Origin of the sequence: Burkholderia sp. Se-20373 (assembly GCF_017104705.1) — a bacterium.
Taxonomy (GTDB): domain Bacteria; phylum Pseudomonadota; class Gammaproteobacteria; order Burkholderiales; family Burkholderiaceae; genus Burkholderia.
This window is the reverse complement of the sequence record NZ_JAAGPH010000070.1, coordinates 1-26,194: the sequence shown is the minus strand read 5'-3', so window position 1 is coordinate 26,194 and position 26,194 is coordinate 1. Positions and strand designations below refer to the sequence as shown.

General features: G+C 68.6%; 21 protein-coding genes. 16 read left to right on the top strand and 5 right to left on the bottom strand.

Annotated elements, in window-relative coordinates:
- The first annotated feature begins 15 nt into the window (after positions 1-15).
- The 6 genes from G3N96_RS22230 to G3N96_RS22205 all read left to right on the top strand — a co-directional run bounded on the left by G3N96_RS22230 (position 16) and on the right by G3N96_RS22205 (position 5,225).
- A complete protein-coding gene (locus tag G3N96_RS22230) occupies positions 16-342 on the top strand; it encodes a DUF2917 domain-containing protein (protein ID WP_089426664.1) in 327 nt (108 codons plus the stop codon).
- A gap of 84 nt (positions 343-426) precedes the next feature.
- Positions 427-1,185, top strand: coding sequence for a lipoyl(octanoyl) transferase LipB (gene lipB / locus G3N96_RS22225; protein WP_206138481.1), 759 nt, complete (start codon positions 427-429; stop codon positions 1,183-1,185).
- The gene (lipA, locus tag G3N96_RS22220; protein ID WP_039346279.1) at positions 1,178-2,170 is read left to right on the top strand and encodes a lipoyl synthase; all 993 of its coding nucleotides are present in this window, start codon (positions 1,178-1,180) and stop codon (positions 2,168-2,170) included. The genes lipB and lipA overlap by 8 nt, the downstream gene beginning before the upstream one ends.
- Positions 2,171-2,422: 252 nt before the next feature.
- Complete coding sequence (gene tauA / locus G3N96_RS22215; protein ID WP_206138480.1) at positions 2,423-3,439, top strand: taurine ABC transporter substrate-binding protein; 1,017 nt, start codon at positions 2,423-2,425, stop codon at positions 3,437-3,439.
- Positions 3,440-3,465: 26 nt separating this feature from the next.
- Entirely contained in the window at positions 3,466-4,263 is a 798-nt protein-coding gene (locus tag G3N96_RS22210) for an ATP-binding cassette domain-containing protein (protein WP_206138479.1), read from the top strand.
- Complete coding sequence (locus tag G3N96_RS22205; protein ID WP_206138486.1) at positions 4,263-5,225, top strand: ABC transporter permease subunit; 963 nt, start codon at positions 4,263-4,265, stop codon at positions 5,223-5,225. The genes G3N96_RS22210 and G3N96_RS22205 overlap by 1 nt, the downstream gene beginning before the upstream one ends.
- A gap of 127 nt (positions 5,226-5,352) precedes the next feature.
- On the opposite strand, the gene G3N96_RS22200 is transcribed toward G3N96_RS22205, so the two are convergent.
- The 3 genes from G3N96_RS22200 to G3N96_RS22190 form a co-directional block, all read right to left on the bottom strand.
- Positions 5,353-7,263: a YadA-like family protein gene (locus G3N96_RS22200; RefSeq protein WP_206138478.1), complete on the bottom strand. Its 1,911-nt coding sequence runs from the start codon at positions 7,261-7,263 to the stop codon at positions 5,353-5,355.
- A gap of 269 nt (positions 7,264-7,532) precedes the next feature.
- Positions 7,533-9,410, bottom strand: coding sequence for a gamma-glutamyltransferase (gene ggt / locus G3N96_RS22195; protein WP_206138477.1), 1,878 nt, complete (start codon positions 9,408-9,410; stop codon positions 7,533-7,535).
- 71 nt (positions 9,411-9,481) lie between these two features.
- Positions 9,482-10,444: a LysR family transcriptional regulator gene (locus tag G3N96_RS22190; RefSeq protein WP_124582901.1), complete on the bottom strand. Its 963-nt coding sequence runs from the start codon at positions 10,442-10,444 to the stop codon at positions 9,482-9,484.
- Between the two features lie 249 nt (positions 10,445-10,693).
- On the opposite strand from G3N96_RS22190, the gene G3N96_RS22185 reads away from it, so the two are divergent.
- From G3N96_RS22185 to G3N96_RS22145, 9 genes are all read left to right on the top strand, one after another.
- Positions 10,694-12,826 (top strand): 3-hydroxyacyl-CoA dehydrogenase NAD-binding domain-containing protein, encoded by a 2,133-nt coding sequence (locus G3N96_RS22185; protein WP_206138476.1) that lies wholly within the window; start codon positions 10,694-10,696, stop codon positions 12,824-12,826.
- A gap of 29 nt (positions 12,827-12,855) precedes the next feature.
- Positions 12,856-14,064, top strand: coding sequence for an acyl-CoA dehydrogenase family protein (locus G3N96_RS22180; RefSeq protein ID WP_124582897.1), 1,209 nt, complete (start codon positions 12,856-12,858; stop codon positions 14,062-14,064).
- Between the two features lie 14 nt (positions 14,065-14,078).
- Positions 14,079-15,215, top strand: a complete 1,137-nt coding sequence (locus G3N96_RS22175) for an acyl-CoA dehydrogenase family protein (protein WP_206138475.1) — start codon at positions 14,079-14,081, stop codon at positions 15,213-15,215.
- Between the two features lie 30 nt (positions 15,216-15,245).
- Positions 15,246-16,451 carry a CaiB/BaiF CoA-transferase family protein gene (locus tag G3N96_RS22170; protein WP_206138474.1) on the top strand — a complete coding sequence of 402 codons (1,206 nt, stop codon included), beginning with the start codon at positions 15,246-15,248 and terminating at the stop codon, positions 16,449-16,451.
- 99 nt (positions 16,452-16,550) lie between these two features.
- Positions 16,551-16,856: a DUF485 domain-containing protein gene (locus tag G3N96_RS22165; RefSeq protein WP_011353318.1), complete on the top strand. Its 306-nt coding sequence runs from the start codon at positions 16,551-16,553 to the stop codon at positions 16,854-16,856.
- 11 nt (positions 16,857-16,867) lie between these two features.
- On the top strand, positions 16,868-18,562 hold the full coding sequence (locus G3N96_RS22160; protein ID WP_206138473.1) for a cation acetate symporter: 1,695 nt from the start codon (positions 16,868-16,870) through the stop codon (positions 18,560-18,562).
- A gap of 357 nt (positions 18,563-18,919) precedes the next feature.
- Entirely contained in the window at positions 18,920-20,209 is a 1,290-nt protein-coding gene (locus G3N96_RS22155) for a dicarboxylate/amino acid:cation symporter (protein WP_059489813.1), read from the top strand.
- A 4-nt stretch (positions 20,210-20,213) separates the two neighbouring features.
- Positions 20,214-22,238, top strand: coding sequence for an ATP-binding protein (locus tag G3N96_RS22150; RefSeq protein WP_206138472.1), 2,025 nt, complete (start codon positions 20,214-20,216; stop codon positions 22,236-22,238).
- A 94-nt stretch (positions 22,239-22,332) separates the two neighbouring features.
- On the top strand, positions 22,333-23,688 hold the full coding sequence (locus G3N96_RS22145; RefSeq protein ID WP_174936206.1) for a sigma-54 dependent transcriptional regulator: 1,356 nt from the start codon (positions 22,333-22,335) through the stop codon (positions 23,686-23,688).
- Between the two features lie 97 nt (positions 23,689-23,785).
- Here the strand turns inward: G3N96_RS22145 and G3N96_RS22140 are convergent, their stop codons facing one another.
- A complete protein-coding gene (locus tag G3N96_RS22140; RefSeq protein WP_089426404.1) occupies positions 23,786-24,322 on the bottom strand; it encodes a TlpA disulfide reductase family protein in 537 nt (178 codons plus the stop codon).
- 160 nt (positions 24,323-24,482) lie between these two features.
- On the opposite strand from G3N96_RS22140, the gene G3N96_RS22135 reads away from it, so the two are divergent.
- The gene (locus G3N96_RS22135) at positions 24,483-25,055 is read left to right on the top strand and encodes a hypothetical protein (protein WP_206138471.1); all 573 of its coding nucleotides are present in this window, start codon (positions 24,483-24,485) and stop codon (positions 25,053-25,055) included.
- A 333-nt stretch (positions 25,056-25,388) separates the two neighbouring features.
- Here the strand turns inward: G3N96_RS22135 and G3N96_RS22130 are convergent.
- Positions 25,389-26,194 (bottom strand): ATP-binding protein (locus tag G3N96_RS22130; protein ID WP_206138470.1); only part of this gene is annotated, 806 nt, incomplete at its 5' end.

The window sequence follows — 26,194 nt, the reverse complement described above, 5'->3', positions numbered from 1 at the left end:
TTGGCGGAGTCGATCATGCAAGAAATTTCTTCAAGCATCACGTTCGAAATCCCGGCGGGCGAAACCGTGCCGATGAAGGTACAACGCAGCACGCGACTGATCGTCCAGAGCGGGCCGGTGTGGGCGACGCGCAGCAACGACGTCAACGACTACTTCCTGGTCGACGGCGAAACGCTGAAGCTGCGCCGCGGCGAGCGGCTGTGGCTCAGCGCGGAAGGCCGAGAGGGCACGCGCGTGGCGTTCTCGGTATCGCGGCCGCCCCGGGAAGTCGCGCTTGGCGGGCTGGCCCGGCTGCGCGAACGCCTGTCCGCGCTGCTCCATGACGGATGGCGCACCGTCTGACCATCATTTCCTCCGACGGATACCGGCGATCCGTCCCCCTCCCCAGGCCGGCGAGACCCACGGGTTTTCGGTAAACTACCGCCCATGTCCGTTTCGCCGGTTTCCATCGTGTCCACGCCTGTTGCCGTTTCCGCATCGCCCGCCGGGTCCCCGGATCAGCCGGCCCCGCCGGTCACCGTGCGGTGGCGGGGCATCGAGACCTACGAGGCGAGCTTCGACGCGATGCGCGCGTTCACCGACACGCGCACCGCCGACACCGGCGACGAGATCTGGCTGGTCGAGCACCCGCCCGTCTACACGCTCGGCCAGGCCGGCGACCCGGCCCACCTGCTGGTGGCCGACAGCGGCGTGCCGCTCGTGAAGGTCGACCGCGGCGGGCAAATCACTTACCACGGCCCCGGCCAGATCGTCGCGTACCTGCTGCTGGACCTGCGCCGGCGCAAGCTGATGGTGCGCACGCTGGTGACGAAGATCGAGGAGGCCGTGATCGAAACCCTCGCGGCGTATAATCTCGCTTCGGTCCGCAAGGCGGGTGCGCCCGGGATCTACGTGGCGTCCGGCGTGCACGAGGGCGCGAAAATCGCGGCCCTCGGCCTGAAGATCCGCAACGGCTGCAGCTATCACGGGCTGAGCCTGAACGTGAAGATGGATCTGCGCCCGTTTCTTGCGATCAACCCGTGCGGCTATGCCGGACTGGAAACTGTCGACATGGCGAGCCTCGAGGTTGCCGCCGACTGGAACGACGTCGCCCACACGCTGGTGCGCCGTCTGATCGCCAACCTCGACGGCGCATCCGCGACCGCCGACAAGCCGCAGGCACTGGAACAACATTCGAATGACTGACGTTACCGCTTCCCCCGCACCGGCCGATTCGGCCGCGACCCCTGCCTACGATCCGACCGCCAAGCAGAAGGCGCAGGCGAAGACGGCGCGCATCCCGATCAAGGTCATTCCGATCGAGAAGCTGAAGAAGCCCGAGTGGATCCGCGTGAAGGCGGCCACCGGCAGCTCGCGCTTCAACGAGATCAAGACGATCCTGCGCGAGCACAACCTGCATACGGTGTGCGAGGAGGCGAGCTGTCCGAACATCGGCGAATGCTTCGGCAAGGGCACCGCGACGTTCATGATCATGGGCGACAAGTGCACGCGCCGCTGCCCGTTCTGCGACGTTGGCCATGGCCGCCCCGATCCGCTGGATCCGGACGAGCCGAAGAACCTCGCGCGCACGATCGGCGCGCTGAAGCTCAAGTACGTGGTGATCACGAGCGTCGACCGCGACGACCTGCGCGACGGCGGCGCCGGCCACTTCGTCGAGTGCATCCGCGAAGTGCGCGAGCAGTCGCCGGAAACGCGCATCGAGATCCTGACGCCGGACTTCCGCGGCCGTCTCGACCGCGCGATCTCGATCCTGAACGCCGCGCCGCCGGACGTGATGAACCACAACCTCGAAACGGTGCCGCGCCTGTACAAGGAAGCGCGCCCGGGTTCGGACTACGCGCACTCGCTGAAGCTCCTGAAGGACTTCAAGGCGCTGCATCCGGACGTCGCGACGAAGTCGGGCCTGATGGTCGGCCTCGGCGAAACCGAAGAGGAAATCCTGCAGGTGATGCGCGACCTGCGCGCGCACGACGTCGACATGCTGACGATCGGCCAGTACCTGCAGCCGTCCGAGCACCACCTGCCGGTGCGGGCGTACGTGCATCCCGATACCTTCAAGATGTACGAGGAAGAGGCGTACAAGATGGGCTTCACGCACGCGGCCGTCGGCGCGATGGTGCGCTCGAGCTATCACGCCGATCTGCAGGCGCATGGGGCCGGGGTGGTCTGAGCGTTCTTGCTTCGCCGTCTTCCGGCGAAACCAAAGAAAGCCCGCAGCGATGCGGGCTTTTTTGTTGATGCGGACGCCATTCCTGCGTTCGCACGGCAATCGCCACCCGACCGGACGTGCAATCCGGTCGAGCATGAAAAGCAAAGCTGAAACGGCATCGATAGCTTCGCAGGATAAGTTCGCTCCCGCCGCGCGCAAAGCTCCTATAGTCGGCTCTCCCGCAGCAATGCCCGCATTCCGAAGGAGAGCCGCATGTCCCGTTTCAGCTTCATCCGCCGCGCCGTCGTCGCGCTGACCGCCTTTGCCGCGCTCGGCGCGGCGCACGCCGAAACGCGCGAAGTCGTGATCGCGTACCAGGACATGGTGGTGCCGTGGCGCTATGCGCAGGCGAGCGGTGAAGTCGAAAAGGCGACCGGCTACAAGGTCACGTTCCGCAAGCTCGACAGCGGCGCCGACGTGATCCGCGCACTCGCGTCGGGCTCCGTGCAGCTCGGCGAAGCCGGCTCGAGCCCGATCGCGGCCGGGCTGTCGCAGGGGCTCGACATCTCGCTGTTCTGGGTGCTCGACAACATCAACGACGCCGAGGCGCTCGTCGCACGCAACGGCTCGGGCGTCTCCAGCATCGCATCGCTGAAGGGCAGGAAGATCGGCGTGCCGTTCGTGTCGACGTCGCATTTCCACACGCTCGTCGCGCTGCAGGCCGCGGGCGTCAATCCGAACGACGTGAAGATCGTCAACCTGCGTCCGCCCGAAGTCGCGGCGGCGTGGGCACGCGGCGACATCGACGCGACCTACATCTGGGATCCGGTGCTCGCGAAGGTCAAGCAGTCGGGCACCGTGCTGACGACGTCCGGCCAGGTTGCGAAAGAAAGCGGCAAGGCGACCTTCGACGGCTTCGTCGTGAGCCGCAAGTTCGCGCGCGAGAACCCCGAGTTCGTCACGCGCTTCGTGAAGGTGCTCGCGGCCGCCGATGCCGACTATCGCGCGCATGCGGCGGCGTGGAAGGTCGGTTCGCCGCAGGTCGCGGCGGTCGCGAAGGTATCGGGCGCGAACGCGCAGGACGTACCGGCCAGCCTTGCGCTTTATGCCTTCCCGACGGCAGCCGAGCAGGCGTCGCCGACGTGGCTCGGTGGCGGCGCACAGTCGGGGGCCGCGAAGTCGCTGGCGGCGACCGCCACGTTCCTCAAATCGCAAGGCACGATCCAGACGGTGCTCGCCGACTATTCGGCCGGCGTCGATCCGCAGTTCGTGCAGAAGGCCGCGCGCTAAGCGGCGATCATCGCGGAGTCCCGAGCATGAGCACGCTGGAAGTCCGTCAGGTATCGGTTGCCTATCCGGGCGAGCGCGGCAGGCCGACGACGCAGGCGCTCGCGCGCGTCGACCTGCGCATCGATGCCGGTGAATTCGTCGTCGCGCTCGGCGCGTCCGGATGCGGGAAGACGACGCTGCTGAATTGCATGGCGGGCTTCGTCGCGCCGACCACCGGTGAGGTGTGCGTCGACGGCGTGCCGGTCACGGGCCCCGGCGCCGATCGCGGCGTCGTGTTCCAGAAGTACGCGCTGCTGCCGTGGCTCGACGTGCTCGACAACGTCGCGCTCGGGCTGCGCTTCGCGCGCGTGTCGAAGGCCGAACGCGCGGCGCGGGCGCGGGAGATGCTCGCGCTCGTCGGGCTCGACGCTCATGCGCATGCGCGCGTGTACGAGCTGTCGGGCGGGATGCAGCAGCGTGTCGGCATCGCGCGCGCACTTGCGAGCGACCCGCGCGTGCTGCTGATGGACGAGCCGATGGGCGCGCTCGACGCGATGACGCGCGGCACGATGCAGGCGCTCGTGCTCGACGTATGGGCGCGTACCGGCAAGACGGTGTTCTTCATTACGCACGATGTCGAGGAGGCGCTGTTCCTCGCGACGCGTCTCGTCGTGATGACGCCCGGCCCCGGCCGGATCGCGGAAACCTTCGAACTGCCGTTCGCGCGCCGCTACGTCGAATCGCGCGATGCGCGCGCGGTGAAGTCTTCACCGGATTTCATCGCGTGGCGCGAGCGGCTGATCGCGTACCTGCATCGCGACGAAGCGGCCGAGGCGGCCGCGTGATGCATGAACTCGCGCGACAGGGCGCGTCGGTCGGACGCGGTCGGATCAGCACTTTGCACAGGCAGGACAGCATGAGCACGCAAGATTCGTGGGCGGCCGACGGAACGGCCGCGGGTTTCGAGCAGGGCGATCGCATGCAGACTCGAGCGACGGAGCGTCGTGCGCCGTCGTCGCGTCGCTACCGGTTGCCGGGGGAGGGGAAGACGGCGGCCTTGAGCACGGCGACGGTCGCGGTGCTGGCCGTGCTGTGGTGGGTCGCCACGCATCGCCAGTGGCTGCCGCCGCTGTTCCTGCCCGCGCCGGAAGCCGTGTGGACGGCATTCGTCGATGCCTGGCATGGCCGCATTCAGGGTGGGCTGCCGCTGTCCGAGCACCTGCTGTGGAGTGCGGCGCGCGTGTTCGGTGCGTTTCTGTTCGCGACCGCGATCGGCGTGCCGGCCGGCATCCTGATGGGCGTGAGCCGCGTCGCGCGCGGCGTGCTCGATCCGTTGCTGGAGTTCTACCGGCCGCTGCCGCCGCTCGCGTACCTGCCGCTCGTCGTGATCTGGTTCGGCATCGATGAAACGGCGAAGCTCGTCGTGATCTTCCTCGCGTGCTTCGCGCCGATCGCGATGGCGGCGCGCGCCGGCGTGCGCGCGGCGACGGTCGAGCAGATCAACGCCGCGTATTCGCTCGGCGGCAGCTTCGCGCAGATCGTGCGGCATGTCGTGCTGCCGGCCGCGCTGCCGGAGATTCTCACCGGGCTGCGGATCGCGATCGGCTTCGGCTGGACGACGCTCGTCGCGGCCGAGATGGTCGCCGCGACCGCCGGGCTCGGGCAGATGGTGCTCAATGCGTCGAGCTTCCTGCGCACCGACATCGTCGTGATGGGGATCCTGATCATCGGCGCGATCGCGTGGCTGTTCGATCTCGCGATGCGGTGGGTCGAGCGGCGGATCGTGCCGTGGAAGGGGCGCGGATAGGCTGCGAGTCGCACCGGGGGGGGACGGAGGTCGATTGTTCCGCGCCGCGAACGAAAGAGGGGCCGGGCTTCGCGTCGAGCGAAGCCCGGCCCCTGTCGCATGATGCCGGTGACTGCGAGAGGACGACTTACCAGCGATACCCGGCGCCGGCGCCGACCGCGACCGTGCCGCGCGTATTGGTGGAACCGGATGCCTTGACCACCCAGCGCCCGTTGCGCGTGGCGGTGGACAGGCCGAACGCAACGGCCGACTGCCCGCTGTACGTGCCGCCGGCGATCGACACCATGCTTTCGCCGGCCAGCGACGCCTGCGGCAGGTTCGCGATGGCGACGGCGGATGCGATGCCGCCGCTGGCGTCGCGACGATAGTGGTCGATGTCGTTACGCACGCTGCCGATCTGGTCGTGCAGCTGCTGCACGTTCACGGCATCGGTCGGCGCGGTGCCGGCCTTGACGTTGGTGATCTGCCGCTCTTGGCCCGGTGCGCCGACGGAGACCGTGTCGTCGCGATCGGCGACGGAGTTGTTGCCGAGCGCGACCGAGTTCTTGCCCGATGCCGTCGAGTTGTTGCCGAGCGTGACACTGTCGTCACCGGATGCCTTCGAGTTTTGCCCGAGTGCAAGCGAGTTCGATCCCGTTGCGCCGGAGCCGTCGCCGAGCTGCGCGAAGTCGTTGCCGTGGTTGCCGCCGGGCGGTGGGCTCGTGGGTTTGTCGTTCTCGAAGTTCGTCAGGCGCATGTCGAGCAAGTCGATCTTCTGCTGCATCGTGAAGAGTTGCCCGCCGTTGACGGCCTCCAGGCTGCCCGCTGCGATCAGGCCGGGCGCGACGTTGGCAAGCAGCGTGCCGCCGACACCGCCGAGCGTCGCGCGGGCGAGTGTCAGATCGTCGTACACGAGCGCACCGAGCTGTTTGCCGTTCGGGTCGATCAGGCCGGTCGCCTTCAACTGCGCGATGGTCACGGCGTCGGTGTCGTCGACGCCGTTCGACAGTCCGGTCAGTACGCGCGTACCGTCCGTACCGGCGAGGCTTACCGACGTGCCGCCCTTGTTCGCGCCGATCGAGATCGCGAGGCTCGCGGGGTCCTGGCGCACGAGGCCGGTGGTGCCGTTGTCGAGGCGCGTGCCGAGATCGTCGACGTCGATGCGGATGGATCGGACGTCGCCTTCGACGTTCGTGACACGCCCGTCGAGCGTCGTGATCGATTGCGTGTTGGCCCTGGCGCGTTCGTCGAGATTCGTCAGCGCACTGCCGACGTCGTTGAACGACTGGCCGTCGATCTTGTAGTTCGGGCCGCGCACACTCCCGTCCGCGTTGATCGCGGCGTCGCCGCCGAGCGCCTCGACGACCGGCTTGAGCTGCGACAGGTTGACCGCGTCGGTGTCCTTCGTGCCGGCGCGGAGATTGACGAGCTGGCGCTCGTTGCCGGCTTGGCCGATCGAGACGGTCTTGGCGCGGTCGGCGACGCTGCCCTGGCCCAGCGCCACCGAATCGTGTGCGGTCACTTTCGTGTCCGCGCCGAGCGCGAGCGCGCGGTTCGCATTGACGCTCGACGAGACGCCGAACGCGCTCGACCGGTCGCCGTGAACGCTGGCCTTTTCACCGATCGCAATCGTGGCTTGGCCATTGGCGCTGGAGTCTGCGCCGATCGCGATGGCCGAGTAATCGCCGCCGGTCTCGCCGTTTGCCTTCGCACCGGGCCCGATGGCGATCGAGCCGGCTCCCGAGGTAATCGGCGTGCCGCCCGAACCACTGTTGACGATGAGATTCTCCAGCACCAGATCGGCGGCCTGACCGTAGCCCGGTGCAAGCATGGCAATGGCAATGGCGATGGCGAGTTTCGAGAGGCGGGTGGCGCAAGCGGTGCGGCGCGAGTGACCGGAAGAGCGGAAGGGGATGCTGGCCAATATATGAGTCGCAGTCCTTATTAATTTATGATATTGGTCGACGCGGGCTGACGAGGCGCCGTCACGATACCGACGTGTCCTTTTCCCGGCGGCGCGTTGACTGCGTGATGGTGTCGTCGAGGGGGGCGGCAACATGCCGTCGCTGCCGACGACCCGCCTGGATAGGAGGACTACGCCGAAACAAGCGGCCGACTATACGGATTGACGCAAGGGCCGTCGATCAGACGAATACGAAATTGATACGGATGGTGCGGGACACATGCGTGCGTCGAGCACGATGCACAAGGTGGACCGAGCGGGCGGACAGTGAGTGGCCCGCGCGCGTCGGGCACGCCAACGCGTCGTCACGGCCAGGCGGCCGGACGACATCGCGTAGCGGGCCGCGCCGCCACGCCTGGGGACCCTCATTCCCCCATCGCCACGCCTTCCCGCCGCGGATCCGCGCCGCCGAACCACACCGTCTGCCCCTGCACGTTCAGCCGCTGGATCCCCTGCAGCCCGGAGTTCATCTCGACGACCTGCACGTCGTGCCCGCGGCCCTTCAGCCCGTCGGCGAGCGCTTCCGACACGCGGCCGCGTTCGAGCTGCGTCGGTCCGTTCATCGACCCGAAGTTCGGCAGCGCGATCGCCTGCTGCATCGTCATCCCCCAGTCGAGCACGCCCACCAGCGTCTTCGCGACGTGATTGATGATCGCGGGGCCGCCGGCCGAGCCGACGATCATCGTCACCTGCTTCGTCTTCTTGTCGAACACCAGCTCCGGCGACATCGCCGAGCGCGGCCGCTTGCCGGCCTGCACGCGGTTCGCGACCGGCCGGCCGTTGTCGTTCGACACGAACGAGAAATCGGTGAGCTGGTTGTTCAGCATGAAGCCGCGCACCATCAGCCGCGAACCGAACGCGTCCTCGATGCTGGTCGTCATCGACAGTGCCTGGCCGTAGCGGTCGACGATCGCGATGTCGGACGTCGACGGCAGCTCGGGGCTGCGGTCGTCGGCCATCGCGAGCGTCGCGCCCTGCGGCGTGCCGGCTTGGGCCACGCCCATGCTGCTGTCGCCGATCAGGTGCGCGCGCTGCGCGAGATAGGACTTGTCGGTGAGGCTGGCCCAGCTGCCACCAGGCAGCGGCACGAAATCGGGATCGGCGACATAGCGCGCGCGGTCCGCATACGCGAGGCGTCCGGCCTCGCTGAACAGGTGCGCGGCGAACGGTGTCGGCTCGTAGCCGACGTCGTTGCGCACCGGCTTCTGCGCGCCGATCTGCTGCCAGTCGGGCATCGCTTCGAGGATGCCGAGCATCTGCGCGATCGCGAGGCCGCCCGACGACGGCGGCGGCATCCCGCACACGACCGAGCGCCGGTAGTCGGCGCACAGCGGCGCGCGCACCTTCGCCTTGTAGCGCGCGAGATCCTGCAGCGACAGCAGGCCCGGGTTGGTCGGATGCTTGCGCACCTTCGTGACGATGTCGCGCGCGATCGCGCCGCTGTAGAACGCGTTCGCGCCGCGGTCGGCGACCTGGCGCAGCACGGTCGCGAGCGCGGGGTTCTTCAGCACCGTGCCGGCCGCCTTCGGCGTGCCGTCCGGGTTGTAGAAGTACGCGCGCGCGGCCGGGTCGTTCTTCAGGTACCTGTCGTTGGCGATCAGCGTCGCGAGCCGCGGGCTGATCGTGAAGCCGTGCTCGGCGAGCCGGATCGCCGGCTGGAACAGCCGGCGCCACGGCAGCTTGCCGTGCGCGCGATGCGCGGCGTCGAGCATGCGCAGCACGCCCGGCGTGCCGACCGAGCGCCCGCCGACGACACCTTCGTAGAAGCTCATCGGCTGGCCGGTCGGCCCGTAGAAAAGGCGGTCGGTCGCGGCGGCCGGCGCGGTTTCGCGGCCGTCGTAGGCTTGCGTCGCCTTGCCGTCGAAGTACAGCATGAACGCGCCGCCACCGATTCCCGACGATTGCGGCTCGACGAGCGCGAGCACCATCTGCGTGGCGATCGCCGCGTCGATCGCGGTGCCGCCGGCCTTCAGCATGTCGTAGCCGGCCTGCGTCGCGAGCGGGTTCGCGGCGGCGATCATGAAGTGCTGCGAGGTCCAGCCCGGCTTGTCGGTCCAGCCGGACGACAGCTCGGGCGCGTGGAAGCCGGGCAGCGGCACGGCGGCGCCCGAGGCGGCGGCGACGGGCACCACCGCGCCCGACAGCGGCGTGGACGGGGACGTGCAGCCGGCGTTGAACGCGACGAGCGCGACGGCGGCGAGCAGCGTCCAGGAGCGCGAATGCGGGCGAATCCGGTCGAACATTGAACCCTCGGCAGCAGTGAATTCGAAGGAGGCGACGGTGCCGGTGCAACGCGGCTGCCCGCCCCGGCGCGCTATTGTCGCCGCGCGCCCGGCGGCTTGTCACCCGACAGGAAACCCTGACGCATCGCGCCGGGCCCGCCCCGGCCGGTCTTTCCGGCCTGTTCGAGGATGAACTCTATGAACGTCGACGTCGCGCGCGTGTGGTGCCGGTTCGGCATGTAGAGCATGTACATGTGCGTGCCGAAGATGCTGAGCCGGTACGCGTCGAGCGACGTGACGACCGTGCCGCGCCGGATGTCGTCCTGCATCACGTAGTCGGGCACGATCCCGACGCCGATCCCGCCGAGGATCGCCTGCCGCAGGAACAGGAAATTCTCCGAAACCAGCGTGGGCTCGAGCAGCACCTCATGGCGCTCGTCGCCGAGATACGCGGCGATCCGGAGCTGCCGGCCCATCACCGTCGCGGTGACGACGGGGGCGGCCGACAACGCGCCGAGGCTCGCCGGCATCCCGTGCTCGGCCGCGAAGTCGGCCGACGCGCACGCGACGTAGCGCACCGCGCCCATGTCGCGCGCCACGAGGTTCTGCGGCGGCTCCGGCATCACGCGCACCGCGATGTCGATCTCGTCGCGCATCAGGTCTTCCACGCGGTTCTCGAACACGACATCGAGCACGATGCCCGGGTGCAGCCGCTTGAACGCGAGCAGCCAGTCGGACATCACCATCTGCCCGTAGCCGCTCGGCACCGACAGCCTCACGCGGCCCTGCAGGTCCTGGCCGAGCGTCGTCACCGATTCCTGCGCGGCCAGCAGTTCGTTGCGGATGCGCCGGCCGTGCTCGTACAGCTTCAGCCCGATCTCGGTCGGCTCGATGCGCCGCGTCGTGCGCCGCACGAGCTGCTGGCCGATCGAGCGCTCGAGCTGGTTCAGCCGGTAGCTGACGTTCGCGCGGCTCATCTTGAGCCGCTGCGCGGCCTTGCTGAGATTGCCGGCATCGAGGATCTCGACGAGCAGCGTCAGCGCATTCAGGTCCATGCGTCGCGTCTCCTGATCCGTCCCGTTTAATGGTCGGAAGCATTCAGTGTCAAGTCAGACTTGACAGCTTGTAAAAGCGGAAGGGAATTGTCAATGAATCTCGATCAATCGAGAATCAGGTCATGCCCGGCGTACGGCCGGATCTTGTCCCGCTTCGTGCGGGACCGGGGCCGGTGCCCCGGCGCCGCTCGCGTGGCCCTGAGCCACGAACCGGCGTCGACGCACCGGCCGCCGCGTCAAGGAGACACGATGAATTCACCCGCTTCCCCCGCCAGCCCGGCCGGCACCGTCACGCGCGAACGGCGCGACAAGGTGCTCGTCGTCACGATCGACCATCCGCCCGTCAACGCGCTGTCCGCCGATGTGCGGCGCGGCCTCGCCGACGCGCTCGACGCCGCGCAGGCCGACGACGCGATCCGCGCGGTGCTGATCGTCGGCGCCGGCCGCAACTTCATCGCGGGCGCCGACATTCGCGAATTCGGCAAGCCGATCGCGCCGCCGTCGCTGCCCGACGTGTGCGAGCGGATCGAATCGGGCACGAAGCCGGTCGTGGTCGCGCTGCACGGCGCGACGCTCGGCGGCGGCCTCGAAGTCGCGCTCGCCGCGCATTACCGGCTCGCGGTGCCGGGCACGAAGCTCGGGCTGCCCGAAGTCACGCTCGGCCTGCTGCCCGGCGCGGGCGGCACGCAGCGCGCGCCGCGCCTGATCGGTGCGAAGGCCGCGCTCGACCTGATGCTGACGGGTCGTCATGTGAGCGCGGACGAAGCGCTCGCGCTGGGTCTCGTCGACCGCGTCGCGCACAGCGACGACACGCTCGCCGAGGGCCTCGCGTATGCGCAGGAACTCGTGTCGCTCGGCGCGCCGGTGCGCCGCACGCGCGATGCGCGGGGGCTCGCCGACCGCACGGCCGCACAGGCCGCGATCGATACGGCGCGCGCGGAACTGCCGAAGAAATCGCGTGGCCTGTTCTCGCCGGCGAAGATCGTCGACGCGGTCGAGGCCGCGCTCACGCAGTCGTTCGACGCGGGGATGAAGCTCGAACGCAGCCTGTTCCTGCAGTGCATCGACAGCCCGCAGCGCGCGGGCCTCGTGCATGCGTTTTTCGCGGAGCGCGAAGCGGCGAAGGCGCCCGAGGCGCGGCGCGCGAGCGCGCGGCCGGTCGAGCGGATCGGCGTGGTCGGCGGCGGCACGATGGGCGCGGGCATCGCGGTCGCGGCGCTCGATGCCGGGCTGCCGGTGACGATGATCGAACGCGACGAAGCGTCGCTCGCACGTGGCCGCGCGCACGTCGAGAAGGTGTACGACGGCCTCGTCGCGAAAGGGCGGATGACGCCGGCCGCGCACGCGGCGCGGCTCGCGCGCTTCAAGGGCAGCACGTCGTACGACGCGCTCGCGCAGGCCGACGTCGTGATCGAGGCGGTATTCGAGGACATGGCCGTGAAGCAGGCCGTGTTCGCCGAACTCGCGCGCGTGTGCAAGCCGGGCGCGGTGCTCGCGACCAACACGTCGTATCTCGACATCGACGAACTGGCCGCGAGCATCGACCGGCCGGCGGACGTGATCGGCCTGCATTTCTTCTCGCCGGCCAACGTGATGAAGCTGCTCGAGATCGTCGTGCCGGCGCGCGTGAGCGCGGACGTCGTCGCGACCGCGTTCGCGCTGGCGAAGCAACTGAAGAAGACGCCGGTGCGCGCCGGCGTATGCGACGGCTTCATCGGCAACCGGGTCCTCGCGGTCTATCGCACGGCGGCCGACTATCTGATGGAGGACGGCGCGTCGCCGTACCAGATCGATCGCGCGGTGCGCGAATTCGGCTTCCCGATGGGGCCGTTCCAGGTCGTCGACCTCGCGGGCGGCGACATCGGCTGGGCGACCCGCAAGCGCCGCGCGGCGACGCGCGACCCGCGTGCACGCTACGTGGCGATTTCCGACCGGCTGTGCGAGCGCGGCTGGTTCGGCCAGAAGACCGCGCGCGGCTACTACCTGTATCCGGACGGCGCGCGCGTCGGCACGCCGGACCCGGAAGTCGAGGCGATCGTCGCGGAAGAACGCGCGAAGAAGGGCGTCACGCCGCGCACCTTCACCGACGACGAGATCCTGCGCCGCTACCTCGCCGCGATGATCAACGAAGGCGCGAACGTCGTGCACGAGCAGATCGCGCTGCGCCCGCTCGATGTCGATGCGGTGTTCCTGCACGGCTACGGCTTCCCGCGCTATCGCGGCGGCCCGATGCATTACGCGGACACGGTCGGCCTCGCGAACGTGCTCGCCGATATCCGTGCGTTCGCGAAGGAAGATCCGCTGTTCTGGAAGCCGTCGCCGCTGCTCGTCGATCTCGTCGCGCGCGGCGCGGATTTCGCGAGCCTGAACCGCATCGACTGAACGCCCACCGCATTCGCCACGGACCGAAGATGGACCTCAATTTCACTCCCGAAGAGGAAGCCTTCCGCACGGAAGTGCAGCGCTTCCTGCAAGCCGAACTGCCCGCGCGCATCGCGCGCAAGGTGAAGGGCGGCCTGCATCTCACGCGCGACGACATGCGCGAATGGCACGCGATCCTCAACGCACGCGGCTGGCTCGCGAGCCACTGGCCGCGCGAATACGGCGGCCCCGGCTGGAGCGTCGCGCAGAAGTTCCTGTTCGACAACGAATGCGCGCTCGCGGGTGCGCCGCGCATCGTGCCGTTCGGCGTGAACATGCTCGGCCCCGTGCTGATCAAGTACGGCAACGACGCGCAGCAGCGCCACTGGCTGCCGCGCATCCTCGACGGCACCGACTGGTGGTGCCAGGGCTACTCGGAGCCGGGCGCCGGTTCCGATCTCGCGGCGGTGAAGACGAGCGCGGTGCGCGGCATCGACGCGCAGGGCGAGCACTACCTCGTGAACGGCCAGAAGACGTGGACCACGCTCGGCCACTACGCGAACATGATCTTCTGCCTCGTGCGCACCGCGACCGACGTGCGCAAGCAGGAAGGCATCAGCTTCCTGCTGATCGACATGAACACGCCGGGCGTCGAGGTGCGCCCGATCGTCACGCTCGACGGCGAGCACGAAGTGAACGAGGTGTTCTTCACCGACGTGCGCGTGCCGGCGGCCAACCTCGTCGGCGAAGAGAACCGCGGCTGGACCTACGCGAAATACCTGCTCACGTACGAGCGCACCAACATCGCGGGAATCGGCTTCTCGACGGCCGCGCTCGACCGGTTGCGGGCAGTCGCCGCGAAGGTCATGAAGAACGGCCGGCCGCTCGCGGACGATCCGTTCTTCGCGGCGCGCGTCGCGCGAGTCGAGATCGAACTCGAGAACATGCGCACGACCAACCTGCGCGTGCTGGCCGCGGTCGCGGGCGGTGGTGCGCCGGGCGCGGAAAGCTCGATGCTGAAGATCCGCGGCACGCAGATCCGTCAGGAGATCACCGCGCTGATGCGGCGCGCGATGGGGCCGTACGCGCAGCCGTTCGTCGAGGAAGCACTCGATGCCGACTACGACGGCGCGCCGGTTGGCCCGGACGACGCCGCGAGCGCCGCGCAGCAGTACTTCAACAACCGGAAGCTGTCGATCTTCGGCGGCTCGAACGAGATCCAGAAGAACATCATCGCGAAGATGATGCTCGGGCTGTAACGAGGGACGCGACGATGGATTTCCAGCACACAGAAGACCGCCGGATGCTGGCGGATACGTTGAACCGCTTCATCGCCGAACAGTACGCGTTCCCGGTGCGCGATCGCATCGCGCAGTCGGCCGAAGGTTTCGATCGCGCGATGTGGCAGCGCTTTGCCGAACTCGGCACGGTCGGCGCGCTGTTTCCCGAAGCCGACGGCGGATTCGGCGGCGCGGGCTTCGACATCGCCGTGGTGTTCGAATGCCTCGGGCGCGGGCTCGTCGTCGAGCCGTTCCTTGGCGCGCTGCTCGCGGGGCGGGCGCTGTCGCTCGCCGGCGGCGCCGCGCATCGCGACCGGCTGGCTGCGCTGATCGACGGCAGCGCGAGCGCCGCGTTCGCGCATGACGAACCCGGCTCGCACTACGAACTGACGACCGTGCGTACACGCGCCGAACGCTCGGGCGACGGCTGGGTGCTGACGGGCGCGAAGGGCGTCGTCGACCAGGCCGCGCAGGCGGCGTTCTTCGTCGTCAGCGCGCGCGTGTCGGGTCACGACGACGATGCGGCCGGCATCGGCCTGTTCGTCGTGCCGGCCGATGCGCCCGGCGTATCGCTGCGCGACTACCGGAAGATCGACGGCGGCCGCGCGGCCGAGGTGCGCTTCGAACGCGTCGTGCTGCCGGCCGATGCCGCGCTCGGCGCGCACGACGGTGAAGCAGGCGCCGAGCTGCTCGAACGCGTGCTCGGCTACGGATTGCTCGCGCTGTCGGCGGAGGCGCTCGGCGCGATGGACGTCGCGAAGGAATACACGCTCGACTACCTGCGCACGCGCAAGCAGTTCGGCTTGCCGATCGGCAGCTTCCAGGCGCTGCAGCACCGGATGGCCGACCTGCTGCTCGAGGTCGAGCAGGCGCGCTCGGCCGTGATCAACGCGGCCGCGCAGCTCGATGCGCCGCGCGGGGTGCGCGAACGCGCGCTCGCGGCGGCGAAGGTCACGATCGGCCGGATCGGCACGCTCGTTGCCGAAGAGAGCATCCAGCTGCACGGCGGGATCGGGATGACGTGGGAGCTGCCGCTGTCGCACTACGCGAAGCGCCTCGTGATGATCGATCACCAGCTCGGCGACGAGGATCATCACCTCGCGCGCTACATCGCGCTGTCGAAACAGTAAAGACGAACGACGCGAACGGAGGAGACAAGGATGACGAACGAATCGCGCGCATTGCCGCTGGCCGGCGTGAAGGTGCTCGATTTCTCGCGCGTGCTCGCGGGCCCGTGGTGCGCGATGGTGCTCGCCGATTTCGGCGCGGAAGTGATCAAGGTCGAGCATCCGGCGCGCGGCGACGACACGCGCGACTGGGGCCTGAGGATCGGCGACACCGAGACGACCTACTTCAACAGCGTGAACCGCAGCAAGCGCTCGATCTGTCTCGACCTGCAGACTGAAGACGGGCGCCGGCTCGCGCGCGAGCTGGCCGCGCAGGCCGACGTGGTGCTCCACAACTTCAAGTTCGGCGGTGCGGAAAGGCTCGGGCTCGGCTACGACGCGCTGGCCGAGCTGAATCCGCGTGTCGTGCACTGCGCGATCTCCGGCTACGACCGCTCGGGCGCCGAGGCTGCGCGGCCCGGCTACGACCTCGTCGTGCAGGGCGAGGCCGGGCTGATGGCGCTGAACGGCGAGGCCGGCCAGCCGCCGCTGAAGTTCGGCGTCGCGGCGGTCGACCTGTTCACCGGCATGTATTCGGCGCAGGCGATCCTCGCCGCGCTGTACGAACGACACGCAACGGGGCGCGGGCGGCGCATCGAGATGGCGCTGTTCGACTGCGGGCTGATGATCACCGCGTACTACGGGCTCGACGCGCTGCTGATGGGCGAGGATCCGCCGCGCTACGGCAACGCGCATCCGTCGATCGTGCCGTACGGTGTGTTCGACGCGGCCGACGGTCCGCTCGTGATCACGGTCGGCAACAACACGCAGTTCTCGCGCTTCTGCGACGCGATCGAGCGGCCCGATCTCGCGGCCGACGAACGCTACAAGACCAACCTCGGCCGCTCGGAAAACCGCGCCGAGCTGCTGCCCGAGATTCGCGGCGAACTCGCACGCCGGTCGCGCGCGACGTTGCTCACGGCGCTCGCCGGCGCGGGCATTCCGTGCGGCGAAGTGCTCGGGCTGCACGAGGCGCTGAAGTCGGAACGCGCGACGCGCGCGGGGCTCGTCACGCGGCAGCCGCACCCGGTCGCGGGCGGCGTCGACGTGCTGGCGCCGCCGTACCGCTTCGACGGCGCGCGGTTGCCGGTGCGCGGTGCGCCGCCGGTGCTCGGCGCCGATACGGAGGCGGTGCTCGGCGGCTGGCTCGGGATGTCGGCCGACGAGGTTGCGCGGCTGCGTGCGGATCGCATTGTGTAACGCGTTTCATGCCTTGCCGCCGTGGCGCGGGCGGAGCAGTCGGCGCGCCAGCCATCCATAAGACATTCCTCGCGACGACGAGGAAACATTGGAGACACCATGGAGCTTTCCGTCATCGAATCGGTCACGGCGCGCCGTGACTACCAGCAGCTCGTGCGTGCGCGGCGCCGCTTCAGCTTCACGCTGACGGCGCTGATGATCGCCACGTACTACGGCTTCATCCTGCTCGTCGCGCTCGCGCCGCACGTGCTCGCCGCGCCGCTGTACCGCGGCGCGACGACGACGGTCGGGATCGCCACCGGCGTCGCGATCATCCTGGTCGCGATCAGCCTGACCGCGTGCTACGTGCTGCGCGCGAACCGTGCGTTCGACCGCCGCGTCGACGCGATCCTGCAGCGTTCGTGACGGAGGCCGACATGCGACGACTCTCGATGGCGCTCGGTGCGCTTGCTGTTCCATTCGCTCTCGTCTCCTCCACCGCGCACGCGGTATCGGTCGCGGGCCCGATGCCCGACAAGGTCGAACTGAACCCGGTCGCGATCGGGATGTTCTTCGCGTTCGTGTTCGCGACGCTCGCGCTCACGCGCTGGGCCGCGCGCCGCACGCGCTCGACACGCGACTTCTACACGGCCGGCGGCGGCATCACCGGGCTGCAGAACGGGCTCGCGATCGCGGGCGACTACATGTCGGCCGCGTCGTTCCTCGGGCTGTCGGGGATGGTGTTCATGTTCGGCTTCGACGGGCTCATCTACTCGATCGGCTTCCTGGTCGGCTGGCCGTTCGTGATGTTCCTGATCGCCGAGCCGCTGCGCAACCTCGGCAAGTTCACGTTCGTCGACGTCGTCGCGTACCGCTTCGCGCAGCGGCCGATCCGGCTGCTGACGTCCGCGAATTCGCTGACCATCGTCGTGCTGTACCTCGTCGTGCAGATGGTCGGCGCGGGCAAGCTGATCCAGTTGCTGTTCGGGTTGTCGTACGGCACGGCCGAGCTGATCGTCGGCGTGCTGATGGTGGTCTACGTGTTCTTCGGCGGGATGACGGCCACTACCTGGGTGCAGGTGATCAAGGCCGTGCTGCTGCTGTGCGGCGCGACGCTGCTCGTCGTGCTTGCACTGAGCGAATTCGGCTTCAGCGTCGACGAGATGTTCCGCCGCGCGGTGGCCGTGCATCCGGGCGCGCTGTCGATCATGGGCCCCGGCAAGCTGATCCGCGATCCGGCCAACGCGCTGTCGCTCGGCATCGCGCTGATGTTCGGCACGGCCGGCTTCCCGCACATCCTGATGCGCTTCTTCACGGTGCCGAACGCGAAGGAGGCGCGCAAGTCGGTGCTCTACGCGACCGGCTTCATCGGCTATTTCTATTTGCTGACCTTCGTGATCGGCTTCTCGGCGATCGTGCTGCTCGCGCAGCATCCGGAGTTCTTCAAGCTCGGTGCGAACGGCACGTTCAACCTGACGCACGACCTGCTCGGCGGCTCGAACATGGTCGCGGTGAAGCTCGCGCAGGCGGTCGGCGGGAACTGGTTCTACGGCTTCATCGCGGCCGTCACGTTCGCGACGATCCTTGCGGTGGTCGCGGGCCTCACGCTCGCCGGCGCGACGACGATCTCGCACGACCTGTATGCGCAGATGTGGGCGCGCGGCAAGCCCGACGAGCGCGTCGAGATGCGCATCTCGCGCGCGGCGACGATCGCGCTGTCGGCGGTCGCGATCGGGCTGTCGATCCTGTTCGAGCACGTGAACGTCGCGTTCATGGTCGGCCTCGTCGCGGCGGTGGCCGCGAGCGCCAATTTCCCGGTGCTCGCGATGTCGATCTTCTGGCGCGGGATGACGACGCGCGGCGCGGTGCTCGGCGGCGGCCTCGGCCTCGTGTCGGCGGTCACGCTCACGGTGCTGTCGAAGTCGGTGTGGGTCGACGTGCTGCACCACGCGCACGCGCCGGTGTTCCTCGACAATCCGGCACTCGTGTCGGTGCCGCTCGCGTTCATCGGGATCGTCGTCGGCTCGCTCGCGGATCGCGGCGAGCGCGCGCGGCGCGAGCGCGACGCGTTCGCGCAGCAGGAGTTCTACGCGCAGACCGGTGTGCTGGCCGGCCGCGCCGTGCAGCATTGATTCGTCGGATGAATGAGCGCATCCGTCCGGATCGCCGGACGGATATTTTCCGGAAATCCGGAATCCCGGATTTCCTTGCCTGCCGCATTATGAGAAATACAATGAATACAAAGGTTTGACGGGTTTCAGGAACCTGGCATTGACCTTGCAATATAAAGCGCACGGCCTTCCCCCGGCCGAACTACTACAGCAAGCAAGGAGACAATCGATGACCACTGCCTTCCTCCCCCTCCGGACGTCCTGAGGCATCGCTTGTTGCGGCACGGCAGCCGCGCGGGCGAGTGAATCTCCCCTGTGACATTCGTCCGCGCGCGTGACGCCGTTTCCATCGGCTCATCTACTTCTGCAGGAACCATCGTGAAGAAGAAACCCTTCTACAAAGTGCTCTATGTGCAGGTGATCTTCGCCATCATCGTCGGCGTGATCCTCGGCCATTTCTACCCGTCGATCGCCACCGACATGAAGCCGCTCGGCGACGGCTTCATCAAGCTGATCAAGATGGTGATCGGCCCGATCATCTTCTGTACGGTCGTCACCGGCATCGCCGGCATGGAGGACATGAAGAAGGTCGGCCGCGTCGGCGGCAAGGCGCTGCTGTACTTCGAGATCGTGTCGACCTTCGCGCTGGTGCTCGGCCTGGCGGCCACGCACATCCTGCGTCCGGGCGTCGGCTTCAACATCGATCCGGCGACGCTCGACGGCAAGGCCGTCGCGTCGTACGCGGCGAAGGCGCACGGGCAGTCGACGGTCGACTTCCTGATGCACATCATCCCGAACACGATGGTCGATGCGTTCGCGCAGGGCGAAATCCTGCAGATCCTGCTGATCGCGCTGCTGTTCGGCAGCGTGCTCGCGCACCTCGGCGAGCGCGGCAAGGTGGTCACCGACTTCATCGACGGCCTCACGCGCGTGCTGTTCGGCATCGTGCACATCGTCACGAAGCTGGCGCCGATCGGCGCGTTCGGTGCGATGGCGTTCACGATCGGCAAGTACGGTGTCGGCTCGCTGGTGCCGCTGCTCAAGCTGATCGGCACGTTCTACCTGACGTCGGTCGTGTTCGTGCTCGTCGTGCTCGGCACGATCGCGCGCGTCACGGGCTTCTCGATCATCCGCTTCGTGTCCTACATCAAGGAAGAGCTGCTGATCGTGCTCGGCACGAGTTCGTCGGAAGCCGCGCTGCCGCAGCTGATGGAAAAGCTCGAGAAGGCGGGCTGCTCGCGTTCGGTCGTCGGCCTCGTCGTGCCGACCGGCTATTCGTTCAACCTCGACGGCACCAACATCTACATGACGATGGCCGTGCTGTTCATCGCGCAGGCGACCAACATCGAACTGACGTGGATGCAGCAGCTCACGCTGCTCGCTGTCGCGATGCTGACGTCGAAGGGCGCGAGCGGCGTCACGGGCGCGGGCTTCATCACGCTCGCCGCGACGCTGGCCGTCGTGCCGACGATCCCGCTGTCGGGCATGGTGCTGATCCTCGGCATCGACCGCTTCATGAGCGAATGCCGTGCGCTGACCAACATCGTCGGCAACGGCGTCGCGACGGTCGTCGTGTCGGCCTGGGAGAAGGAGCTCGACCGCAACAAGCTGCGCCAGGCGCTGAAGGGCGGCGGCGAAGTGACGCCGACCGAGACGGCCGGCGTCTGACGTCATGAAGGAGCGGGCGGCGGCACCGCCCGCCGGCGGTGCGAGCCGCGGCGGTGGAGGCGGAAGGGCGGAGGCCTATGACACAATAGGTGATCCGCATCGCCAGGAAGCCTCGACCGTGACGCGTCGTCTGCTCATTCTCGTCGTGCTTGCCGCCGCGCTCGCCGCAGCGTGCACGCTGACGTGGACGATCACCTGGCGGCGCGGCGTCGCCGAACTGCAGCGCAACGCCGCGGTGCGCGTCGACCGCACCACCAACGCGCTCAAGAGCACGCTCGACCGCTACGAGTCGCTGCCCTATCTGCTCGGCAGCCATCCGTACGTGCAGGACCTGCTCGCCGAGCCGACGCGCGCCGACTACACAGGGCGCGTCAATCGCTATCTCGAAGACCTCAACGAACACGCGCACGCGACCGTCACCTACGTGATCGGCGCGGACGGCCTGTGTGTCGCCGCCAGCAACTGGCGCGCGCCCGACAGCTTCGTCGGGATCGAATACCGCTTCCGCCCGTATTTCCTCGATGCGATGAACGGCCAGGTCGGCCGCTTCTTCGGGATCGGCACGATCTCGCGCGATCCCGGCTACTACATCTCGCAGCCAGTGTGGCGCGACGGCAAGATCGCGGGTGTGGTTGTCGTGAAGCTCAACCTCGAATGGTTCCAGGGCGCCGATGCATCCGAGCCGCTCGTCGTCGTGGACGACCACGGCGTCGTGTTCCTGTCGTCGGTGCCCGCGTGGAAGTACCACACGCTGCGGCCGCTGACGGGCTCCGTCGCCGCGTCGATCTACGAGACGCGCCAGTACGCGCAGCAGCCCGTCACGCCGCTGCCGCTGCGCATCGAGCAGGTGCTCGGCCCCGATGCGGAAATCGTGCGCCTTGGTGCGGCCGGCGTAGGCCCCGGCCTGCGCGCGCCGCGGTTCCTCGCGAGCAAGCGCCGGATCGGCGAGCCCGACTGGCTGCTCGTCACGCTCGCGCCGATCGCGCCCGTCGACGCCGATGCGCGCAACGCGACGATCGTCACCGGTTTCGGCTTCGTGTCGGTCGCGCTGCTCGCGTTCTACTGGCGGATGCGCCGCGCGCGCGTGCGTGAAATGATCCGCGGCCGCGCGCTGCTGCAGCAGGCGTATGCGGAGCTGAACCGGCGCGTCGAGGAGCGCACGGCCGACCTGTCGGAAGCGAACGAGCAGTTGCAGAAGGAAGTCGGCGACCGGATCCGCGCGGAGCAGGAGCTGCGCGCCGCGCACGACGAACTGATCCAGGCGAGCAAGCTCGCCGCGCTCGGCCAGATGGCGGCCGGCATCACGCACGAACTGAACCAGCCGCTCGCGGCGCTGCGCAGTTTCTCGGACAACACGCGCGTGCTGCTCGATCGCGGCGAGCAGGCGGCCGCGCGGGAAAACCTCGAGGCGATCGCCGCGCTCACCGAGCGGATGGGCAAGATCACGAACCAGCTGAAGCTGTTCGTCTGCCGCGCGAAGCCGCGCAACGAGCAGGCGCTCGTCGTGCGTGCGCTGCGCAGCGTGCTGTCGCTGCTTGGCGAGCGGCTGCGCGGCGTCGCGCTGACGCTGACGCTGCAGGACGCGACCGTGTCGCCCGCGCAGGATGCGCCGCTCGACCTGGCGCGCGACTATCCCGAACTCGTCGCCCGTTGCGAGGATCTGCGCCTCGAACAGGTGCTGATCAACCTGCTCGGCAACGCGCTCGACGCGGTGGCCGGCGTCGCGGCGCCGGCGATCGAGGTGACGATCGCGGTGTCGGCGGCCACGCTCGCCGTCGAGGTGCGCGACAACGGAAGCGGCATTGCGCCCGACCTGCTGCCGCGCCTGTTCGAGCCGTTCTTCACGACCAAGGAAATGGGGCGCGGGCTCGGCCTTGGCCTCGCGATCTCGTCGTCGATCGCGAGCGACGCGGGCGGTGCGCTCACAGCGCGCAACGCGCCGTCGGGCGGTGCGCTGTTCGTCTTGACGCTGCGGCGCGCCCGCACGCATCATCCGGACTCCGTGTCCGAGCCGGCGGGCTCGCGCTAGGCGCGCCACGCCGCCCGCCCGATCGGCGCACGATCGGTATCAACGACGCCGCGCGCGCTGCCGCCGCGCGGCCCGTCAGGAGCAAGTGAGTACGATGGCCAACCGGCTGCAAGTGATCTATATCGAAGACGATGCGCTCGTTCGCCGGGCCAGCGTGCAGAGCCTTCAGCTGGCGGGGTTCGACGTCGCCGGCTTCGAGTCGGCCGAAGCGGCCGAGAAGGCGATCGTCGCGGATAACGCCGGCGCGATCGTCAGCGACATCCGGCTGCCCGGCGCGAGCGGGCTCGACGTGCTCGCGCAGTGCCGCGAGCGCGTGCCCGACGTGCCCGTGATCCTCGTCACGGGGCACGGCGACATCTCGATGGCCGTGCAGGCGATGCGCGACGGCGCATACGATTTCATCGAAAAACCGTTCGCGGCCGAGCGCCTGATCGAGACGGTGCGCCGCGCGCTCGAGCGCCGCGAGCTCGTGCTCGAGAATCACGCGCTGCGGCGCGAGCTGGCCGGGCAGAACGTCGTCGCGCCGCGCATCATCGGCCGCAGTCCGGCAATCGAGCAGGTGCGCAAGCTGATCGCGAACGTCGCGCCCACCGATGCGTCGGTGCTGATCAACGGCGACACCGGCGCCGGCAAGGAGCTGATCGCGCGCAGCCTGCACGAGCTGTCGCCGCGCCGCGACAAGCCGTTCATCGCGGTGAATTGCGGCGCGCTGCCCGAGCCGATGTTCGAGTCGGAGATGTTCGGCTACGAGCCCGGTGCGTTCACCGGCGCCGCGAAGCGCCGCGTCGGCAAGCTCGAATATGCGTCGGGCGGCACGCTGTTCCTCGACGAAATCGAAAGCATGCCGCTCGCGCTGCAGGTGAAGCTGCTGCGTGTGCTGCAGGACGGCGTGCTGGAGCGGCTCGGCTCGAACCAGCCGATCCGCGTGAACTGCCGCGTGGTGGCGGCCGCGAAGGGCGACATGAGCGAGCTCGTCGCGGCCGGCACGTTCCGGCGCGACCTGCTGTACCGCCTCAACGTCGTGACGATCGCGCTGCCGCCGCTGGCCGAGCGCCGCGAGGACATCGTGCCGCTGTTCGAGCACTTCATGCTCGATGCGGCCGTGCGCTACGCGCGGCCCGCGCCGGTGCTGACCGACCGGCAGCGCGCGAGTCTGATGCAGCGCGACTGGCCCGGTAACGTGCGCGAGCTGCGCAACGCGGCCGACCGCTTCGTGCTCGGCGTGGCCGACATGCCGCAGGAGACGGGCGCGAGCGGCGACGACGCCGACAACGAGCAGACGCTGAAGGAGCGCATCGAGCAATTCGAGCGCGCGGTGATCGCCGAGGCGCTGAACCAGACGGGCGGCGCGGTCGCCGCGACGGCCGACCGGCTGCATGTCGGCAAGGCGACGCTGTACGAGAAGATGAAGCGCTACGGGCTGTCGGCGAAAGGCGAAACCGAGCGCTGAAAAGCAAACGGACCGCGGAACCGGGCTGCCCGGTCGTGCGGTCCGTGGTGTGGGGAAGGGCGCGGCGCGCGGCCCTTCGAGCCGGATCGGGCGGCGCTCAGGCCGCGTTGCCGTCGAGTGCCTTCTTGAGCAGCGCGTCGAGTTCCGCGAACTGCGGTGCGCCCACGTAGCGCTTCAGGATCTTGCCGTCCTTGTCGACGACGAAGGTCGTCGGCGTGAGCTGCACGTTGCCGAACTGCTTCGCGACGCTGCCGTCGTCGAGCGCGACCTTGAACGGCAACTGGCGCGTCTGCGCGTAGTTCGCGACGTACATCGGCGGATCGTAGTTCATCGCGACCGCGACGAATTCCAGCCCCTGACCCTTGAAGCGATTGTAGGTATCGACCATCTGCGGCATTTCCTGCATGCAGGTGGCGCAGCTCGTCGCCCAGAAGTTCACGAGATAGACCTTGCCTTTCAGGTCGCCTGCCGTCGAGACCTTCTGGCCCGACAGCAGCGTGAACGTGGCGTCCGGCACGCTGGACTTGCCGTTGAACGCGAAGAAGCCGGCGACGGCGATCGCCGCGACCACGGCGGCGGCGACGATGTAGCGGACGGGGCCGGCGCTGCGCCGGACGGGAGGCGTGGTGTTCATCTGGTGCTCTCGGAGTCGGTCGATGACGCGGATCAATTCACAGGACATCGAAATTCGGTGCTCATTTTAGCGCGAATGCGGCTTGCGCACCGGCGGCGGCCACGCATCCCGGAATTCACGTTCGGCGGATAATGCCGGCTTTGCCTGCCCGATCCACGCCATGCCGAAGGAAGTCACCGTTTCGTTGCGCCCCCTTTTTCGTCCGCTGCGACACTTCGCCGCGCTCGTGTGTATGAGCGCGGTGCTGGCCGCGTGCTCGCCGTCGTACGACTGGCGCACGCTGCACAACGACGCCGGCTACACGATCGACCTGCCGGCGAAGCCGACCGTCGAGGAGCAGCCGGTGGCGATCGGCGGCGCGTCGATGCCGATGCGGATGCAGGCCGCGCACGTCGACGGCGCGGTGTTCGCGGTCGGCACGCTGACGCTGCCGGACGACCGCGACGACACGCGCCGCGCGGCGCTCGAGTTCCTGCGTGCCGGGTTGTCCCGCAACCTCGAAGGCGCGCCGCAGACGGTTTCGGTGCCCGTGCCGCTTGCGGCCGGCGGCGCGGTGAACGGGCTCGAGCTGCGCGTCGCGGGCGCGGCCGCCGGCGGCGATCGCGCACACAAGACGATCGTTGCGCGACTCGTCGCGCGCGGCCGGCACGCGTACCAGGCCGTCGTGATTGCCGACGGCCCGCTCACGCAGGAGCAGCTCGACCAGTTTTTCGGGTCGTTCAAACTCGACTGACGGCGGCCGGAGAGGGCGCTCAGACATGCTGTGACAACTGAAAGTTCATTCGCAGCTTTCGGCGCTAGTCGCCGGATTTTGCGAGGTTTTTTCGGCTATCCACAACGCATGTGGATAACTTTGTTGAAAAGTCGGCCGGAATTCCCGCCAAGCCGCGCGGGACGGCCTTCCGGCCCGTTTGGCCGCTCGCTCGCGTTTTGATAAAAGTCAATCAAAACAACGAGATACGGATTCCGTGCTGCAAAGGTTCCGCCGAGCCCCGATCCGGGGCCGGATTCGCGGAATTGTGCATAAGTCAAGTCTTGACAGCCGGATTTTGTCCTCCGAGGGCACTCAGAGCGCCGTCAGGGCGCGCCGGTAGCGGATCGCTTCGGCGATCTGCGCGGCCGTCGGCAGCGGGTCGCCGGCCAGGTCGGCGATCGTCCGCGCGACCTTCAGCACGCGGAAATACGCGCGCGCCGACCAGCCGAAGCGCTCGCCGGCCTCGCGCAGCAGCCGTTCGCCTTCGTCGGTCGGCCGGCACAGGTCGTCGGTCTCGCGGCCGCTCAGCATGTGGTTCGTCTTGCCCTGCCGATCGAGCTGCAGTGCACGCGCGTGCGCAACCCGCGCAGCGACCGCCGCACTCGACTCGCCGGGCGCCGACGCGCGCGTCGCCAGCTCGGCCGGCGACAGCGCGGGCAGGTCGATCTGGATGTCGATGCGGTCGACGAGCGGCCCCGACAGCTTGCGCAGGTAGCGCGCGGCGATGTCCGGCGAGCAGCGGCAGCGCCCCGACGGATCGCCGTGCCAGCCGCACGGGCACGGATTCATCGCGGCGATCAGCTGGCACGCGGCCGGGAAGTCGGCTTGCTGGGCCGCGCGTGAAATCGTGATGCGGCCGGCCTCCAGCGGCTCACGCAGCATCTCGAGCACGTGCCGGTCGAATTCCGGGAGTTCGTCGAGGAACAGCACGCCGAGGTGTGCGAGCGTGATCTCGCCCGGTTGCGGCGGGTTGCGGCCGCCGACCAGCGCGGCGGCGCTCGACGAGTGATGCGGCGCGCGGAACGGCCGCCGGCGCCACTGCGCGGGCGAGAAGCCGAGGCGGCTCGCTGAGAGGAGCGCGGCCGACGTCAGCGCCTCGTCGTCGGTCAGCGGCGGCA

Bases quoted from the DNA above. Each gene is read 5' to 3' on its own strand.
- G3N96_RS22150 (WP_206138472.1), top strand. From the start codon at position 20,214: ATGAAGGAGCGGGCGGCGGCACCGCCCGCCGGCGGTGCGAGCCGCGGC.
- ggt (WP_206138477.1), bottom strand. From the start codon at position 9,410: ATGTTCGACCGGATTCGCCCGCATTCGCGCTCCTGGACGCTGCTCGCC.
- G3N96_RS22160 (WP_206138473.1), top strand. From the start codon at position 16,868: ATGCGACGACTCTCGATGGCGCTCGGTGCGCTTGCTGTTCCATTCGCT.
- G3N96_RS22210 (WP_206138479.1), top strand. From the start codon at position 3,466: ATGAGCACGCTGGAAGTCCGTCAGGTATCGGTTGCCTATCCGGGCGAG.
- G3N96_RS22170 (WP_206138474.1), top strand. From the start codon at position 15,246: ATGACGAACGAATCGCGCGCATTGCCGCTGGCCGGCGTGAAGGTGCTC.
- G3N96_RS22205 (WP_206138486.1), top strand. From the start codon at position 4,263: ATGCATGAACTCGCGCGACAGGGCGCGTCGGTCGGACGCGGTCGGATC.
- G3N96_RS22180 (WP_124582897.1), top strand. From the start codon at position 12,856: ATGGACCTCAATTTCACTCCCGAAGAGGAAGCCTTCCGCACGGAAGTG.
- G3N96_RS22200 (WP_206138478.1), bottom strand. From the start codon at position 7,263: ATGTTGCCGCCCCCCTCGACGACACCATCACGCAGTCAACGCGCCGCC.
- lipA (WP_039346279.1), top strand. From the start codon at position 1,178: ATGACTGACGTTACCGCTTCCCCCGCACCGGCCGATTCGGCCGCGACC.
- G3N96_RS22175 (WP_206138475.1), top strand. From the start codon at position 14,079: ATGGATTTCCAGCACACAGAAGACCGCCGGATGCTGGCGGATACGTTG.
- G3N96_RS22145 (WP_174936206.1), top strand. From the start codon at position 22,333: ATGGCCAACCGGCTGCAAGTGATCTATATCGAAGACGATGCGCTCGTT.
- G3N96_RS22185 (WP_206138476.1), top strand. From the start codon at position 10,694: ATGAATTCACCCGCTTCCCCCGCCAGCCCGGCCGGCACCGTCACGCGC.
- G3N96_RS22230 (WP_089426664.1), top strand. From the start codon at position 16: ATGCAAGAAATTTCTTCAAGCATCACGTTCGAAATCCCGGCGGGCGAA.
- G3N96_RS22190 (WP_124582901.1), bottom strand. From the start codon at position 10,444: ATGGACCTGAATGCGCTGACGCTGCTCGTCGAGATCCTCGATGCCGGC.
- G3N96_RS22140 (WP_089426404.1), bottom strand. From the start codon at position 24,322: ATGAACACCACGCCTCCCGTCCGGCGCAGCGCCGGCCCCGTCCGCTAC.
- G3N96_RS22165 (WP_011353318.1), top strand. From the start codon at position 16,551: ATGGAGCTTTCCGTCATCGAATCGGTCACGGCGCGCCGTGACTACCAG.
- G3N96_RS22135 (WP_206138471.1), top strand. From the start codon at position 24,483: ATGCCGAAGGAAGTCACCGTTTCGTTGCGCCCCCTTTTTCGTCCGCTG.
- lipB (WP_206138481.1), top strand. From the start codon at position 427: ATGTCCGTTTCGCCGGTTTCCATCGTGTCCACGCCTGTTGCCGTTTCC.
- tauA (WP_206138480.1), top strand. From the start codon at position 2,423: ATGTCCCGTTTCAGCTTCATCCGCCGCGCCGTCGTCGCGCTGACCGCC.